This is a genomic window from Reyranella sp., assembly GCF_965279625.1.
Lineage (GTDB): Bacteria > Pseudomonadota > Alphaproteobacteria > Reyranellales > Reyranellaceae > Reyranella.
The window spans coordinates 3,054,925-3,071,451 of record NZ_OZ257251.1 but is presented as its reverse complement, the minus strand read 5'-3'; the positions used below and the strand labels follow the sequence as shown (position 1 = coordinate 3,071,451).

The following is a 16,527-nucleotide window of genomic DNA, read 5'->3' as shown; positions in this document are numbered from 1 at the left end:
GAGTGCTCTTGTCTCATCCACTTCTCCCGTCATACGGGGGAGGCAGGGAGGGGGAGAGCAACGCGACGGGTCTTTCAGTCAGAAGGTCATGTGTCGGAGAACAGCTTGCCGGCTTCGGCCCAGTTCTCTTTCTTGATGTCGGTCAGGACGATCTGCACGGCGTCGGGCGTGCAGCCCAGGGCGCGGCAGGCGCCCTCGGTCAGCTCCTTCGCCAGCGCACGGCGCTGTTCGATGGTGCGGCCTTCGAACATCTGGACGTTGATCATTGGCATTTTCTTCTTCTCCCTTGGTCAGAACGTGTGATCGATCGCGACATGGCCGGGCTGCGCCTTCACGCGCGCCATCCAGGCGCTGATACCGGGGTAACGCGACAGGTCGAACCCGCCCTCGTCGGCGACATGCGTGTAGGCATAGAGCGCGATGTCGGCGAGGCCGTAGCGGTCGTCGACGAAGAACTCTCGCGTCGCCAGGTGCTTCTCCATCACGTCGAGCGCGGCATAGCCCTTCTTCATGATGTCGGGCAGGTTGGCTTCCTGCTGCGCTGAGAGCTTGTCGAGGAAGTGCTTCCAGAAGCGTGCCACGGCGATATAGGGCTCGTGGCTGTACTGCTCGAAGAACATCCATTGCAGGGTCCTTGCGCGCGACAACCGGTCCGAAGGCGCGAAGTCCGTGCCCTCGGCCAGGTACCAGAGGATCGCACCCGACTCGAAGAGGAACGTGCCGTCCTCGAGCTCGAGCGTCGGGATGCGGCCGTTCGGGTTCTTCGCAAGAAACTCGGGCGTGCGCGTCTCGCCCTTCAGGATGTCGCGCTCGATGCGCTCGAACGGCAGGCCGAGCTGCGACATCAGCAGCCACACCTTGTAGCCGTTGCCCGACCCGGTGAAGTCATAAACCTTCAGCATGGTCTACTCCGCCGCGATGCGCTGGGCGGCCAGCGCCTTGGTGGTCAGATGGGTGTGAATGCGCTCGGCGGCATCGCGGCCGTCGCGCACCGCCCACACGACCAGCGAGGCGCCGCGCACGATGTCGCCGGCGGCGAACACGCCATCGAGGCTGGTCATCATGCTCTTCCAGTCGATCTTGAGCGTGTTCCAGCCGGTGACGCCGAGGTCCGGTGCGCTCATCGCCGCCGGCAGATCCTCCGGGTCGAAGCCCAGCGCCATCAGCACGAGGTCGGCCTCGATGTTGACGTGGCTGTTGGGAATCTCCTGCGGCGTCTGGCGGCCCGAGGCGTCGGGCATGCCGAGATGGATGCGCACAGTGCGGACATGGCTCACCTTGTCCTTGCCGAGGAAAGCCTGCGGCGCGGCCAGCCAGACGAACTCGACGCCTTCCTCCTCGGCGTGCTTCACCTCGCGCTGCGAGCCCGGCATGTTGGCGCGGTCGCGGCGATAGAGACACTTCACCGACCGGGCGCCCTGGCGCACGGCCGTGCGCACGCAATCCATCGCCGTGTCGCCGCCACCGATCACCACGACGTTCTTGCCCTCGGCATTCAGCATGCCCGATTCGAACCCAGGCACCGTGTCGCCCAGGCCCTGGCGGTTCGAGGCGGTGAGGTAGTCGAGTGCCGGTGCGATACCAGCGAGGCCGACGCCGGGGGCGGCGATGTCGCGCGCCTTGTAGACGCCGGTGGCGATCAGCACGGCGCCGTGACGCGCGCGCAGCTCCTCCAGCGAAACGTCGCGGCCGACCTCGCAGTTCAGGTGGAAGGTGACCTTCGAGTCGCGCAGCAGCGTCTCGCGACGCTGCACGATCTCCTTCTCGAGCTTGAAGTTCGGGATGCCGTAGATCATCAGGCCGCCGACCCGGTCGTAGCGATCGTAAACCGCGACCTGGTAGCCCTTGCGCCGAAGCTGCTCGGCTGCAGCAAGGCCTGCGGGACCCGCGCCGACGATGCCGACACTCTCGGGCCGCTCGCGCCGCGGCTGGATCGGCTTCACCCAGCCGCGCTGCCAGGCGGTGTCGGTGATGTACTTCTCGACCGAGCCGATGGTGACCGATTCGAAGCCCTTCTCGATGACGCAGTTGCCTTCGCAGAGGCGGTCCTGCGGGCAGATGCGGCCGCAGATCTCCGGGAAATTGTTGGTCGCCGAGGAGAGCTCGTAGGCCTCTTCAAGCCGGCCTTCGGCGGTGAGCTTCAGCCAGTCGGGGATGTTGTTGTTGAGCGGGCAATGGATCTGACAGAACGGCACGCCGCATTGCGAGCAGCGCGCGGCCTGCTCGGCAGCCCTGTCCTTGGCGAAGCTCTGATAAATCTCGTCGAAGTCGCGACGGCGTTCGGCAGCCGGCCGCTTGTCGGGCATGGCTTGCGGCGTTCCGACGAACTTCAGCATCCTCTCGGCCATCCCCGGCCTCCTCGGACAGTTTGTGAAATTTTATTACGCAAGAAGCGCGCCGATCGCGCCTTTGCTGCGATGTTGGATCCCTTAAATCATGCCGCGAAACGTTAGTCAACATTATTGACCTAATGTCGACTCTGACAGCCGCGTCGGCGTCGGATCGGGAAAAAACCGCCTTGAGATAGAAGAATATAATACCGATACAGGACTAATAGCTTTAGGCAAGCATAGGCGCCATCGATGACGCCTTTATTGGGGGTCGGTCAGGCCGGAGCTTGCAGGTTGTAGCGACCGCCGATGCGGTAGCGGTCGAGATACATCGGCAGGATGGCTTCGGCGGCGGTCGGCGCGATGCCGAGCTCGGCCAGTCCGGGTGCTCCCGGACGGGCGATATTGTCGGTCACCAGAAGGTCGACCTGGTCGTGGGTCAGCGGCGGCACGGGCAAGAATTCGGCGAAGAATCCCGCGATCTTCATCAGGCCTGCCGGGACGCCCACGATGCGCTTGTGGCGGTCGATCTCACGCAGCACGAGAGCGGCGATCTCGCGATAGGTGTAGACGCGCGGGCCGCCCAGCTCGAAGACGCTCTTGGCCGTCTCCGGCCGTTCCAGCACGGCCGCCACGGCCGCGCCGATGTCACCGACATAGACCGGCTGCACCCTGGCGGCGCCATCGCCGACCACGGGCAGGAACGGCGCCTTGGCGGCGATCTGCGCCATGCGATTGAACATCGCGTCCTCGGGCCCGAAAATCACGCTCGGGCGCAGGATCGTGGCATCCGGGAAGCCCGCGACGATCGCGTCCTCGGCATCGACCTTGGAGCGCACATATTTGTTCGTCGAATTGCGCTGGTCCGCGCCGATGCCCGACATATGGACGAGGCGCTGCACGCCCGCGGCCGTTGCGGCCTCCGCGATGGTCCGCGCGCCGTCGACATGGACGCTCTGATATTTCTGTTGGCCGCGCTGGAAGGCGATGCCCGAGGCGTTGACCACGGCCTGGCTGCCGGAGATGGCGGCCGCGACCGAGGCGGGGATTCGCAAATTGGTTCGCAGGATGGTGATCTGGCCGACATCGCCTGCGGTCTTGATCCGCTCCGCGAGCTCGATGCGCCGGCAGGCCACGCGGACCTGATAGCCCTCCTGCGCCAGCGCCCGCACGATGGCGCGGCCGACGAAGCCGCTGCCGCCAAAAACCGTGACCTGCTTAATGCTCATGATGCTGCCTATAGCCCAATACCATGAAGGTTCAAGGGGCAAGCGCGCTCGCGACGTGAGGCGCGAACGTCCAGCGTGGTTGACATCAGCGCGGCCCGGCTCTAACTCAGCGCCCGCACTAGACCGCATGCCGTGCCCAGGTGGCGGAATTGGTAGACGCACTAGTTTCAGGTACTAGCGCCGCGAGGCGTGGAAGTTCGAGTCTTCTCCTGGGCACCATGCAGGTCAGTCGGAGCACTTAAATAATGGCGATCAGCCTTCACCGCGGCGATCTTCCCGCGGATGTTTCGTTTGGCCGGGTGGTGGCCATCGATACCGAGACCATGGGTCTCAATCCTCATCGCGACCGGCTCTGCCTGGTTCAGCTTTCGGGCGGCGACGGCAACGCCCATCTGGTCCAGATCCCGCGCGGCGCGCCGAAGGGCGCCGCCAAGGCGCCTCGGCTTGCTGCCCTGATCGCCGACCCGAACGTCCTCAAGCTCTTTCATTTCGGCCGCTTCGACATCGCCGTGCTCGAGCATTCGCTGGGCGTGCGCTGCGAGCCGGTCTACTGCACCAAGATCGCGGCCAAGCTGGTCCGCACCTTCACCGATCGCTTCGGCCTGAAGGAACTCTGCCGGGAACTGCTCGGCGTCGACCTGTCCAAGCAGCAGCAGACTTCGGACTGGGGCGCCGACAGCCTCACGGACGAGCAGCTTGCCTACGCCGCTTCAGACGTGCTGCATCTGCATGCGCTCAAGGCCAAGCTCGACGTGCTCCTGGAGCGTGAAGGCCGCCGGGAACTGGCCGAGGCCGCCTTCGCGTTCCTGCCCACCCGCGCGCGTCTCGACATCGCGGGCTGGCCCGAGACGGATATCTTCGCCCACTGAAGAGTGTCCGTGCTGACATTGGCACGCTTCTTGCTCTAGACTGTCCATCGGGGAGGTCCAACGACCTTCAGGGGTGGGGTGTCATGCGTATCGGTCCGAGCCTAATCCTCGCGTCGCGCCAGACCTTGGCGATGACGCCACAGCTCCAGCAGGCCATCAAGCTGCTGCAATTTTCGCACCTGGAGCTTGCGGCGTTCATCCAACAGGAACTGGAAAAGAATCCGCTGCTGTCCGAAGGCGCCTCGGACGAGGGCCCCATTGCCGAATACGAGGCTCCCGTCCTCGAAGCGTCCGGTGATACGGCCGATGCCCTGGCGGCGGCGGCACCCGCCCTCGCCGAAGCCGACGATCGCTGGTCGCGCGAACATGCGGACCGGGGCGGCGATGCCGCTGCGAGCCGTGTCGGCCAGCGCGAGGATGCGCCCGACGCCCTCGATTTCGTGGCCGAACGTCCGCGCTCCATGGCGGTCCATGTGCTCGAGCAGCTCGAGGTCCTGTTCGAGGATCTGGCGGAACGCCGCATCGCGCTGAAGATCGCCGAAGGTCTCGACGAGGCCGGCTACTGCCGCATCGAGCCGGCCGCCGTGGCCGAAGCCGTCGCGACCGACATCGCGGTCGTGGAGAAGATCTGGGCGCGGCTGCGCCAGATGGAGCCGGCCGGCCTGTTTTCGCGCACCGTCGCCGAGTGCCTGGGCGCCCAGCTGGCCGAGCGCAATCGCCTCGATCCGGCGATGAAGGCGCTGCTCGACAATCTCGATCTCGTCGCCGCAGGCGAGCTGGGCCAGCTTCGCCGCCGCTGCGGCGTCGATGACGAGGATCTGCGCGACATGCTGACCGAGCTGCGCACGCTCGACCCGCGTCCCGGGCAGGCTTTCGATTTCGAGCCGATCCAGCCGGTGCAGCCCGATCTCTACCTGACGACGGCCAAGGATCCCGAAACCGGCGAGGACGGATGGCACATCGAACTCAACACCGATGCGCTGCCGAAAGTCCTGGTCGACCGCAACTACCACGCCACGCTGATGAAGGGCGCCCGCGCCAAGCCCGACCGTGACTTCGTCGCGGAGCGCTTCCAGTCGGCCAACTGGCTGGTCAAGACGCTGGAGCAGCGGGCGACGACGATCCTCAAGGTCGCCCGTGAGATCGTGCGCCAGCAGGACGGGTTCTTCCGCCATGGCGTCAGCGCGCTGAAGCCGCTGGTGCTGCGCGACATCGCCATCGCTACCGAGCTGCACGAGAGCACGGTGAGCCGCGTCACCTCGAACAAGTACATCAACACGCCGCGCGGCATCTTCGAACTGAAGTACTTCTTCACCTCGGCGCTGCCGGCGCGCACGCCGGGCGTCGTCGTCTCCTCGGAATCGGTGCGGTCGCGCATCAAGCTTCTGGTGGGGGGAGAGAATTCCCACCAGCCGCTCAGCGACGACCGCATCGTCGATCTGCTGAAGGGCGAGGGTATCGAGATCGCACGCCGGACCGTTGCCAAGTACCGCGAGGCCATGCGGATTCCCTCGTCGGCCGAACGCCGTCGTCTGGGCCGGCTCGGCATGAGCCGCCAGATGCCGTCGGTCCTGTCCAATGCCGCCCTCGCCGCCCAGGCGATGACGGGCCCGGCCGACTGACGGACGCCGGACGGGGCGCCGCGTGCTTCCGAACCATGGCTTGACCCGACCGGGGGAGGCGCCTATAGGGGCGCACCCCACGCCGGGCCGCCAGAGTTCGCGCTCGCTAACCCATTGGTGACATTGTGGAAATCGCCGATTTGCTGACCGGTCCGGATGCCGTTTTGGCAAGTGCCAAGGCAACCGGGAAGAAGGCGCTGCTGGCGGAGTTGGCCAGTCGCGCCTCAGGTCTCTTCAACGTCGACGAGCGCAAGCTGTTCGACCGCCTGCTCGAGAGGGAGCGTCTGGGATCGACCGGCATCGGCGGCGGGATCGCGATTCCGCACGGTCGCATGGCGACCATGGTCAAGCCGCTCGGGCTGTTCGCCCGGATGGCGCATCCGGTCGACTTCGACGCGATCGACGAACGTCCGGTCGACATCGTGTTCCTGCTGGTGACGCCCGAGGGCGCCGGCGCCGATCATCTCAAGGCGCTGGCTCGTGTGTCACGCCTGCTGCGCGACCGCAGCCTCGTCGAGAAGCTGCGGGCGACCGAGAATGCCGAGGCGCTGTACGCGCTGCTCGTCGAGACGGTCCAGGCCCAAAGCGCGGCCTGAACCGCACGGTTCCTCAGAACGTCTTCAGTGTACCAGCGCGGGCTCAAGCTCGTGCTGGCGGATAAGCGCCTGCGCGATCTCGATCGACGGCGCCGAAGCCATCGGCTTGCCGTCGGCCGAGAAGATGCCGATGGCATGGGCGCCGTCGGGCATGCTGATCTCCTTCACATAGGCGATGTGCTCGGAGCCCAGGCTGAGAAAGGCCTCATCGGCGAGGGGGGTAAACATCACAACATCATTTTCCATGGCTACCTCCTTGGCAGCGTCAACGCGCTCCGCCTCAACGGCTGCGACGCGCGGTGATATCGATCGTCTGGTCCGCGCCGCCGGCCGGACCGCCGGGGTCGATGCGGATGGTTCGAATGCGGGGCTCGAGGACCGGTCGCACCAGGTCGATCGACAACAATCCGTTGTCGAGACGGGCGCCCGTCACCTCGATTCCGTCCGCCAGCATGAAGGATCGCTGGAACTGTCGGGCGGCGATACCGCGGTGGAGATAGACCCTGTCGCCCTCGTCGGCCTGTTTGCCGCGGACGGTGAGCTGGTTTTCGACGAGTTCGATCAGGAGCCCGTCGCTGGTGAACCCGGCCACCGCGAGGGTGATCCGAAGCCCATTCTCGCCGACACGCTCGATATTGTAGGGCGGATAGCCCTCGGCGTTCTTGGCCAGACGGTCGAGCGTGCGCTCGAGCTGGTCGAAGCCCAGTAACAAGGGCGAATTGAAGACAGACACGCGACTCATATAACCCCCCTCCCATGGAGCGAGTGGCAGGGAACCCCGTGCGGGCCTTCCCTTGGAATGAATCTGGGGTGCAGGGGCCCGCGTTCAAGCCCACCCAGCCATCGCCAGAGCGCTCCGGCTGGGGTAAAATAACCGAAACCCCTCCACTGCCCGGCTGCTCGAGCCTCCCGGGCCAAAGAACGAAAAGATGACCTTGGTCGCTGACACACGACGGCACGGGGAACCTTTGGTCTCCGGCGCCCGCCCGATCCGTTCGGTTCCGACCCGCCCATCTGCCGGTGCCAAAGGGGAGCGCCGCGCCTTCGGCCGCTGGCTGCTCGGCTCGTCGCTCTATTCCCTGACGCTCGGGTACGCGACACCTCGCAGTTTCTTCGCCGTTGCCGCCGATTCCTGGCCGGGCGATCCGGTGGCCGGGCAGCGACTTCTGCAGACGGGCGAGTTCGCGGCGGCCGGCAGCGGCGGCACGGTCCTGCCCGATTCTGAAGATCCGCCGTGGCAGCGGGCCGGGGCCGCGCCGCTCTGGCTGGACGCGCTGAACGGATTCGGCTGGCTGCGCGACCTGCGCGACAATGGCGATCCGCACGGCGCCATGCTCGCGGCGCGTCTGGTCGACGACTGGACGAATCGCGAATGGCGCTGGTCCCCGCTGACGTGGAAGCGCGACGTGCTGGCGGCGCGCATGGTCGCCTGGATCCGGCACTATGAATGGATGGCCGCGGCGGCCGATCCGGGATTCGCGGCCCGCTTCGTCTTTTCGCTCGGGCGCCAGCGCGTGCATCTGCGCCGCGTCGCGCGCCGCGGCATGGTCGGCCACGAAGCGGTCGCCGTGTACAAGGCGCTGATCTTTGCCGACCTGGCCTTCATCCGCGACGGCAAGCATTTCGAGAAGAGCCTCGAACAGTCGCTGGCGCGGCTCTCCAAGTTCGTGAAGCGCTATGTGCTGCACGACGGCATCGTCTCGGAACGCGCCCCTCACCTGCAGCTCACCGTCCTGCGCCACCTCATCGACGTGCGGGCGGCGATCGCGTCGGCGGAGCGCCGCGCGCCGGCCGAGCTGGTCGCCGCGATCGACCGCATGGCGCCGATGCTGCGCTTCTTCCGCCATGGCGACGGCGGCCTGGCGCTGTTCAACGGCACGTGGGAAGGCGACCGCCGCCTGATCGATCTCGTGCTGGCGCGCACCGGCTCGGGCGAGGTCGCCCCGGCCATGGCGCTGGCGAGCGGCTTTCAGCGGCTGTCCGCCGGAACGTCGCTGGTGATCGCCGATGCCGGCAGCCCGCCGGGCCGCGGCATGGACGGCATCGCCCATGCAGGCACCCTGAGCTTCGAGATGAGCGCCGCGCACGAGCGGCTGGTCGTGAACTGCGGCACCTATCCCGGGGCGCCGCGTGACTGGCAGCATTTCATGCGCTTCACGGCCGCGCATTCGACGGCCGTGGTCGACGACGTCAATTCGACCGAGATCACCAACCATGGCGCGTTGGAGTATCGGGCGGGCAACGTGCTGATCGATCGCGCCGACGATGCCGGCGCCCAGTGGCTCGACATGTGCCACGACGGCTACCGCTCGCTCTATGGCATCATCCACCGTCGGCGCCTGTGGCTGTCGCCCGACGGCGGCGACCTGCGCGGCGAGGATTCATTCCTGGGCTACGAGGGCAGGCCGGTCACCGTGCCGGACCGGCGCTACATCGTGCGCTTCCACCTGCATCCGACGGTGAAGGCGACCCTGGCGCAGAGCGGACAGGCCGTGCTGATGCGGCTGCCGAGCGGCCGCGGCTGGCGGCTGCGCGCCACCGGTGCCGGCATCGGCCTGGCCGAGAGCATCTATCTCGGCGAGGAAGGTCGCGTGCGCCGCACCGAGCAGATCGTGCTGGTCGGCCAAGTCCCGGCGGAGGGCACCACCGTGAAGTGGGCCCTCACGCGCATGGAGGGATAATGCTGGGGGCGCGCGACTCCAGTCGCGCGATCATGGCTTTCATCAGCAGAAAACACGCCACTTAAGAGCGGAGGCTACTCCGCTCGTAGTGGTGCGCCCCCAGCGCTAAGGCTTCAAGAAACCCACCGTCTTATAGACCTCGTCGAGAATCGGCGCGGCGATGGCGCGGGCGCGCTGGGCGCCGTTGCGCAGCACGCCGTCGACATGGCCGGGGTCCTTCATCAGCCGCTGCATCTCCGCGCCGATCGGGCCGAGCTTTGCCACCGCGAGATCGGTCAGCGCCGTCTTGAACTCGGAGAACTGCTTGCCGGCGAACTGCGCCACCACGGCGTCCTTTTCCTGGTCGGCGAGGGCGGCGTAGATGCCCAGCAGGTTGTCGGCGTCCGGCCGCTTCTCGGCATCTTCCAGCGTGTCGGGCATCGGCAGCGGATCGGTCTTGGCGCGGCGGATCTTCTGGGCGATCGCGTCGGCATCGTCGGTGAGGTTGATGCGCGAATAGTCCGACGGATCGGACTTGCTCATCTTCTTGGTGCCGTCGCGCAGGCTCATGACGCGCGTCGCCGCGCCGAAGATCAGCGGCTCGGTGATCGGGAAGAAGTCGGGCTGGCTGAAATCGTTGTTGAACTTGATGGCGATGTCGCGCGTCAGCTCGAGATGTTGCTTCTGGTCCTCGCCCACCGGAACGTGCGTGGCCTTGTAGATCAGGATGTCTGCCGCCATCAGCGCCGGATAGGCGAACAGGCCCAGCGAGACGTTCTCGCGGTCCTTGCCGGCCTTCTCCTTGAACTGCGTCATGCGGCTCATCCAGCCCATGCGGGCCACGCAGTTGAAGATCCAGGCGAGCTGCGCGTGCTCGGGCACCATCGACTGGTTGAAGACGATCTGCTTGGTGCCGTCGACGCCGGCCGCAAGGAAGGCCGAGGCGATCTCGCGCGTCTGCGCGGCAAGCTGGGCCGGCTCCTGCCAGACGGTGATCGCGTGCTGGTCGACCACGCAGTACAGGCATTCATAGTCGTTCTGCAGGCGCGCGAAGTTGCGGATCGCGCCGAGATAGTTGCCGAGATGGAGATTGCCGGTGGGCTGCACCCCGGAAAGGATCCGGCCCTTGAGGCCGCGCGCTTCGTAAGGCGCGAGATGCGGGTTGGGCGCGCTGGTCGCGGCGGTCGTCGTGTCGGTCATGGATGTGGACTCCGAATGAGGTCGATGGCGCGGGGTTTGGACCTCCGCGCACCCCGCCGGTGGAAGGCCAGGGGCGGGCGGGTATCGCGCACACGGCCCAGGTAATCAAGGTGGAGCCGTTGACGGCAGCGCACCGCGCTGTTCCCATCGAATTGCACGCATCTTGCAAGATGGCAGGAGCGTCAGGGAAACGGCTTCGACACTCTGATTGGAGGCATCCAATGGACGAGCGTGGCTTGCGTGGTCTCATCGACCGGGTAAAGGCGGGCGGGCTGTCCCGCCGTGCCTTCGTGAAACGGATGGCGGTGGTGGGGCTCACCGCGCCCCTGGCGAACCAGCTCCTCGCCTTCTCGGGCGTGGCGATGGCGCAATCGAATGCGCCCTACAAACCGACCAAGCGCGGCGGCGGCGGCCTGCTCAAGGTCATGTGGTGGCAGGGGCCGACCTTGCTCAATCCGCATTTCGCCGTTGGCACCAAGGACCAGGACGCGTCGCGTCTGTTCTACGAACCGTTGGGTGCCTGGGATCGCGATGGCAATCTCCAGCCCAAGCTCGCCGCCTCGATCCCCACCCGCGAGGACGGGATTGCCGCCGACGGCAAGTCGGTCACCTGGAAGCTGAAGCGCGGCGTCAAATGGCATGACGGCAAGCCCTTCACCGCCGACGATGTCGTCTTCACCTGGGCCTATGCCAGCGATCCGGCGACGGCGGCGGTCAGCAGCGGCTCCTACAAGGACGTCGTGGTCGAGAAAGTCGACGACTTCACCGTCGTCGTGAAGTTCAAGCAGCCGACGCCCTTCTGGGCCGACGCCTTCGTCGGCTGGGCGGGCGGCATCATCCCCAGGCACCTGTTCGGCGACTATATTGGCGCCAAGTCGCGCGACGCACCGACCAATCTCAAGCCGGTCGGCACCGGCCCCTACAGGTTCAAGGATTTCAAGCCGGGCGACCTCGTCACGGGCGAGATCAACCTCGACTATCACGTGCCGAACCGGCCGTATTTCGATGCGATCGAGATGAAGGGGGGTGGCGACGCGGTTTCGGCAGCGCGTGCCGTGCTGCAGACGGGCGAGTTTCATTTCGCCTGGAACCTTCAGGTCGAGGACGAAATCCTCCTGCGCATGGAGAAGGGCGGCAAGGGGCGCGTCGTCATCACGCCCAGCGGCGGTATCGAGCACCTGCAGGTCAACAACACCGACCCGAACGTCGAGATCGATGGCGAGCGGTCGAGCCTCAAGGTCAAGCATCCGACGCTTACGGACCCGGCGGTGCGCCAGGCGCTGGCGCTGCTGATCGACCGCGATTCGATCGAGAAGCATATCTACGGCCGCATCGGTCTCGCCACGCCCAACTACATCAGCAATCCCGAGAAATTCCGGTCGAAGACGACGAAATACGAATTCAACATCGACAAGGCCAACGCGCTTCTCGACAAGGCGGGCTATGCACGTGGGCCCGACGGCATCCGCGCCAAGGATGGCAAGAAGCTGAAATGGGTCTACCAGACCTCGATCAACCAGCCGCGCCAGAAGACGCAGCAGATCATCAAGCAGGCCCTCCAGAAGGCGGGCATCGACGTCGACCTGAAGGCCGTGACGGCATCGGTCTTCTTTTCATCGGATGTCGCCAACCCCGACACCTACCCGCACTTCTACGCCGACCTGCAGATGTACAATAACGGCATGAATGCCCCCGACCCGGAGGTGTTCCTGCGTCAGTTCTGTTCCTGGGAAGCCGCGCAGAAGGAGAACAAGTGGCAGGGTCGCAACATCACGCGGTGGCAGAACAAGGAATACGACGAGGCTCACAAGGCCGCCCAGGTCGAGCTCGATCCGGTGAAGCGGGCTGCCCTGCTGATCAAGTGCAACGAGCTGGTGGTCAACAATCAGGTCGTCATCCCGCTGGTGGCGCGGCCCGGCGCGGTCGCCGTGATCAGCGGCCTCGTCGCGAACATCAGCGGTTGGGACAACAATACATGGGACCTCGCGAACTGGTATCGCGAGGCCTAGGCATCAGGTCTTCTCGCGGCGATCACGGTCGGGATGGTGGAACAGCAGGACCACCACGACGGACGACAAAGCGAGGGCGGTCATCAGCAGGAAGCCGTCGGCGAAGGAGCCGCGCAGGTTCAGCACCCAGCCGGTGATGGCGGGGGCCAGGAAGCCCGCGATGGCGAAGGCGAAATCCATGATACCGAGCGCCGTCGCGGCGCGCTGCGGCACGATGTCGACGTTCACCGCATAGTAGGCGGCGTTGGCGCCCATCGAGGCCGCGACCGCCAGGGTGATGCCGGCGATGGCGACGGTGAGGTTGTCGGTGAGCGCCACCGGGATGACCGCGAGGGCGGCCACGAACTGGCTGCCCGCGATGAGGTAGGAGCGCGAGATGCGCATGCTGCCGGTGGTCCTGAGCAGATGATCCGACCAGCGACCCATGGCCGACAGCAGGAACGCGGCGGACAGCCAGGGCAGGACCGAGAACAGGCCGACCGAGGCCAGGTCGAGCCCGTACTTGCGTTCCAGGTAGCTCGGCAGCCAGCTCATGAAGAAGAACAGGAAATAGCCGAAGACGAAGAAGGCCCAGTAGTTCGCCAGCAGCGTGCGGTTGGTCAGCAGTTCCTTCAGCACGCCGGGCTCCGGCCAGGATTTCAGCACCGCGTGCGGCGCGGCGGTGACGCCGGGATCCACTTTACGGATATGGGCCAGTTCGGCCTCGTTCACGAAGCGCGATTGCGACGGATCGTCCCGGAAGCAGACATACCAGAGCGGGATCCAGGCGGCGGACAGGACGAACAGCGCGGCAAAGGTGAGCCGCCAGTCGAGCCAGCCGAGAAGCAGCGTCACCAGCGGTCCGCCGATGGCCAGCGCCAGCGGCACGGCCAGTAGCGCATTGGCGAGCGCCGTCGCCCGTTCATGCGGCGACAGCCAGTGGCTGACCGCGCCGGTGAGGGCGGGGAAGTTGGGGCCTTCCGACACGCCCAGCAGCACGCGCGCGGCATAGAGGATGGTGACGCTGGTCGCCAGCGCCGTCGCCCCGATGGATAGGCTCCACAGCACGGCTGCAATCGTCAGCACCAGCCGGGCGCCGTAGCGGTCCACCGCGAAGCCGCCGATCAGGGTCGTGATGGCGTAGCCCAGGCCGAAGGCGCCGAGAATGCCGCCGGTCTCCGCCGGCGACAGGCCGAGATCCCGCTGGATCATGGGGATGGCGTAGGAGAGGGCCGCCCTGTCGACGTAGTTCACGACGGTGATCGCGAACAGCAGGAAGACGATGAACCAGCGGTACCGGCTGCGCGGCATTTGCTTCTCCTTGTCCCTGGCAAACTAGCATGCGAAGGAGCGGTGCAACCTGCCGATGGTCCTGAACATGTCCGAGACTCCGCCGATCGAATTCGCCTTCCCCGACCTGCGCAAGTGGGAGAAGGGCGCCGCGCCCTACATCCACGTGCTGGAGAGCGGCACGCCGGGGCCGACCGTGATGGTGGCGTCGCTGACCCACGGCAATGAGGTCTCGGGGGCCATCGTGGTCGATGCGCTGCTGGCGGCGAAGGTGAAGCCGCGCAAGGGCACGCTGATCCTGTCCTTCAACAACATCGAGGCCTATCACTCGTTCGACCGGCGCACGCCCTTCAAGTCGCGCCTGGTCGATGAGGATTTCAACCGCGTCTGGGGCCGGATCGACGAGCCCGCGACCACTGTCGAGACCCGGCGCGCACAGGTGCTGAAGCCGTTCGTCGAACGTGCCGACCTGCTGCTCGACCTCCATTCCATGCACGACGATTGCGTGCCCCTGATGCTGTCCGGGCCGCTCGACAAGGGCGTCGAGTTCGCCAAGAAGATCGGCACGCCGGTCGACATCGTGCGCGATGCCGGCCACGCCGCCGGCATGCGCATGCGCGACTATGGCGGGTTCGGCGATCCGAAGAGCCCCAAGAATGCGCTGCTGATCGAGACCGGTCAGCATTGGCGGGCCTCGTCGGTCGTCGTCGCCAAGGACGTCACGGCGCGCTTCCTGGTCGAGACGGGCATCGTCGAAGAGGCCGATCTTCCGGCCGGGTGGCGCCAGCCCGCGCCCGCGAGCCAGCGCGTCGTCGAGGTGACCCATGCGGTCGCCACCAAGCGCGGCAATTTCACGCCGGCGCAGCGCTTCGAGGGCCAGGACGTGATCGCCAAGGCCGGCACCGTGCTGGGCCATGACGATGGCGAGCCGGTGACGACGCCCTACGACGACTGCGTGCTGGTCATGCCCTCGTCGAGCCGGCCGTTGCGGCCCGGCGTCACGGTTGTTCGCCTGGGTCGGCTGACTTGAGGTTGGGCTGGCGGCGCATCACGTAGCGCAGCTCGGAAATCCTGACCACGCCCAGCGCGGCGCCGAGCACCGCGTAGGCCGCTATACCGATCAGACAGATGCCGGCCAGCGCCACGCCGCCCTCGATGTCGGCGCGCGACAGAGGCCTGGCCAGCCAGAGCAGCCCGAGCCAGAGCGCGACGCCCATACCGGCGCTCGCGGCGACGATGCGGACACCGCGGGCGATCAACCGCCCGTCGGGCACCCATTGCTCGCGCCGGCGCAGGACAGCGGCCAGCAGTGCCGCGTTCAGCCAGCCCGAGAGCGAGGAGGCGAGCGCGATGCCGACCAGTTCCAGCGACGTGCCGAACAGGAAATAGATGTTCAACAGGATGTTGGCGGTGATCGCCGCCAGCGCGATGTAGAGCGGCGTGCGGGTATCCTCGCGGGCGAAGAAGCCGGGCGCCAGCGCCTTGACCAGCACGAATGCCGGGAGGCCGACGGCAAAGGCGGCCAATGCGCTCGCCGTACGCAGCGTGTCGTCGGGCAGGAACCGGCCGCGCTCGAACAGCACGCGGATGATCGGATCGGCCAACAGCCACAGAGCCACCGCCGCCGGCAGGCTGAACAGCAGGCCGAACTCCAGAGCGCGATTCTGGTTGGTCATGGCCGATTGCGTGTTGCCGGCCCGCAGCTCGCGGGCCAGCAACGGCAACAGCGCCGTACCGATGGCAATGCCGACGACGCCCAGCGGCAGCTGCGCGATGCGGTCGGCATAGTAGAGCGCGGAGATCGTGCCGACCGGGAGCAGCGAGGCCCAGACCACGTCGAGCACGACGCTGATCTGCTGCACGCCGCCGCCGATCGCGACCGGCGTCGCGAGCTTCACCAGCCGCGCCACCCGCGGGGTCCAGCGCGGCCGCACCAGCGCCATGCCGACCTCGTCGCGCGCGCAGGCGACCAGCAGCCAGACCCATTGCAGCACGCCGGCGATCGCCACGCCGATCGAGGCGGCATAGCCCGAGTTTGGCAGGAGCGGCGTCAGTCCCAGCACGGCGCCGATCAGCGCGAGGTTGAGCAGGACCGGTGTGGCGGCGACATGGGCGAAGCGGTCGATGCCGTTGAGCACGCCGCCATAGAGCGAGGCCAGCGAGATGAACAGAAGGTAAGGAAAGGTGATGCGGCCGAACTCGACGGCCATGGCGAAGGTCGGCAGGTCGTCGCGCATGCCGGGCGCGAGCAGGGCCATCACCCAGGGCATCGCGAGGATCGACAAGGCGGTGAACGGGACCAGCACCAGTAGCAGGGCGGCCTGGGCCTGGCGCGCGAAGGTCATTGCCTCGGCACGGCCAACGCCCGTCAGTTCGCGCGCGAACAGCGGCACGAAGGCCGCCGAGAACGCACCCTCGGCAAACAGACGGCGGAAGAAGTTGGGGAGCTTGAAGGCGACGAAGAACGCGTCCGCCACGGCGCCGGAACCCAGCACCGCCGAAAGCACGATGTCGCGCACGAATCCCACGACGCGGCTCAGCAGCGTGAACCCGCCGACCGTCGCGATGGCCCGCGCGAGACTCATGCCCTTCTCTTCTGTCTCCTCACCCCCGAAAGGGGGGAGAGGAATAAAAAGGCTGATCTGAAAGCCATAATTCTGTCATCGCCCTCTGGCATAAACTCTCTCGGTGGTGCCGGCGATGTGATGGCCGGACTAAAACGCCACCACGGCCGGTCCCGAGA

Annotated in this window: 15 protein-coding genes and 1 tRNA gene; 7 read left to right on the top strand and 9 right to left on the bottom strand. The window is 66.5% G+C overall.

From position 1 onward, the window contains the following. Positions 1–86 precede the first annotated feature (86 nt). The 4 genes from ACQY78_RS14975 to ACQY78_RS14960 all read right to left on the bottom strand — a co-directional run bounded on the left by ACQY78_RS14975 (position 87) and on the right by ACQY78_RS14960 (position 3,559). Positions 87–272 (bottom strand): 4-oxalocrotonate tautomerase, encoded by a 186-nt coding sequence (locus ACQY78_RS14975; RefSeq protein ID WP_428676324.1) that lies wholly within the window; start codon positions 270–272, stop codon positions 87–89. An 18-nt stretch (positions 273–290) separates the two neighbouring features. Then, positions 291–902 (bottom strand): glutathione S-transferase family protein, encoded by a 612-nt coding sequence (locus ACQY78_RS14970; protein ID WP_428676322.1) that lies wholly within the window; start codon positions 900–902, stop codon positions 291–293. Positions 903–905: 3 nt separating this feature from the next. Continuing rightward, a complete protein-coding gene (locus ACQY78_RS14965; protein WP_428676320.1) occupies positions 906–2,348 on the bottom strand; it encodes an NAD(P)-dependent oxidoreductase in 1,443 nt (480 codons plus the stop codon). Between the two features lie 257 nt (positions 2,349–2,605). After that, positions 2,606–3,559 (bottom strand): complex I NDUFA9 subunit family protein, encoded by a 954-nt coding sequence (locus ACQY78_RS14960; protein WP_428676318.1) that lies wholly within the window; start codon positions 3,557–3,559, stop codon positions 2,606–2,608. A gap of 134 nt (positions 3,560–3,693) precedes the next feature. Here ACQY78_RS14960 and ACQY78_RS14955 point away from each other — a divergent pair. The 4 genes from ACQY78_RS14955 to ACQY78_RS14940 all read left to right on the top strand — a co-directional run bounded on the left by ACQY78_RS14955 (position 3,694) and on the right by ACQY78_RS14940 (position 6,646). Further along, a tRNA-Leu gene (locus tag ACQY78_RS14955) sits at positions 3,694–3,778 on the top strand. A gap of 26 nt (positions 3,779–3,804) precedes the next feature. After that, positions 3,805–4,428, top strand: coding sequence for a ribonuclease D (locus ACQY78_RS14950; protein WP_422032201.1), 624 nt, complete (start codon positions 3,805–3,807; stop codon positions 4,426–4,428). Positions 4,429–4,511: 83 nt separating this feature from the next. Next, positions 4,512–6,050, top strand: coding sequence for an RNA polymerase factor sigma-54 (gene rpoN / locus ACQY78_RS14945; protein ID WP_428676316.1), 1,539 nt, complete (start codon positions 4,512–4,514; stop codon positions 6,048–6,050). A 125-nt stretch (positions 6,051–6,175) separates the two neighbouring features. Continuing rightward, positions 6,176–6,646 carry a PTS sugar transporter subunit IIA gene (locus ACQY78_RS14940; protein WP_425068485.1) on the top strand — a complete coding sequence of 157 codons (471 nt, stop codon included), beginning with the start codon at positions 6,176–6,178 and terminating at the stop codon, positions 6,644–6,646. Between the two features lie 24 nt (positions 6,647–6,670). Here the strand turns inward: ACQY78_RS14940 and ACQY78_RS14935 are convergent, their stop codons facing one another. Both ACQY78_RS14935 and ACQY78_RS14930 read right to left on the bottom strand, forming a co-directional pair. Beyond that, entirely contained in the window at positions 6,671–6,892 is a 222-nt protein-coding gene (locus ACQY78_RS14935; RefSeq protein ID WP_428676314.1) for a DUF1150 family protein, read from the bottom strand. A 34-nt stretch (positions 6,893–6,926) separates the two neighbouring features. Continuing rightward, entirely contained in the window at positions 6,927–7,388 is a 462-nt protein-coding gene (locus ACQY78_RS14930; protein WP_428676312.1) for an Hsp20 family protein, read from the bottom strand. A gap of 187 nt (positions 7,389–7,575) precedes the next feature. Here ACQY78_RS14930 and ACQY78_RS14925 point away from each other — a divergent pair, with 187 nt between their 5' ends. Then, positions 7,576–9,327, top strand: a complete 1,752-nt coding sequence (locus ACQY78_RS14925) for a heparinase II/III family protein (protein WP_428676310.1) — start codon at positions 7,576–7,578, stop codon at positions 9,325–9,327. Positions 9,328–9,432: 105 nt separating this feature from the next. Here ACQY78_RS14925 and trpS read toward each other — a convergent pair whose 3' ends face one another. Further along, positions 9,433–10,506, bottom strand: coding sequence for a tryptophan--tRNA ligase (gene trpS, locus ACQY78_RS14920; protein WP_428676308.1), 1,074 nt, complete (start codon positions 10,504–10,506; stop codon positions 9,433–9,435). A gap of 221 nt (positions 10,507–10,727) precedes the next feature. Here trpS and ACQY78_RS14915 point away from each other — a divergent pair, with 221 nt between their 5' ends. Continuing rightward, positions 10,728–12,515, top strand: a complete 1,788-nt coding sequence (locus ACQY78_RS14915; RefSeq protein WP_428676306.1) for a peptide ABC transporter substrate-binding protein — start codon at positions 10,728–10,730, stop codon at positions 12,513–12,515. A gap of 3 nt (positions 12,516–12,518) precedes the next feature. On the opposite strand, the gene ACQY78_RS14910 is transcribed toward ACQY78_RS14915, so the two are convergent. Continuing rightward, on the bottom strand, positions 12,519–13,805 hold the full coding sequence (locus ACQY78_RS14910; protein ID WP_428676304.1) for an MFS transporter: 1,287 nt from the start codon (positions 13,803–13,805) through the stop codon (positions 12,519–12,521). A 67-nt stretch (positions 13,806–13,872) separates the two neighbouring features. Here ACQY78_RS14910 and ACQY78_RS14905 point away from each other — a divergent pair, with 67 nt between their 5' ends. Then, complete coding sequence (locus ACQY78_RS14905; RefSeq protein ID WP_428676302.1) at positions 13,873–14,814, top strand: succinylglutamate desuccinylase; 942 nt, start codon at positions 13,873–13,875, stop codon at positions 14,812–14,814. On the opposite strand, the gene murJ is transcribed toward ACQY78_RS14905, so the two are convergent. After that, complete coding sequence (gene murJ, locus ACQY78_RS14900) at positions 14,783–16,369, bottom strand: murein biosynthesis integral membrane protein MurJ (protein ID WP_428676300.1); 1,587 nt, start codon at positions 16,367–16,369, stop codon at positions 14,783–14,785. The two genes, ACQY78_RS14905 and murJ, sit on opposite strands and share 32 nt — an antisense overlap. Between the last annotated feature and the right edge of the window lie 158 nt (positions 16,370–16,527).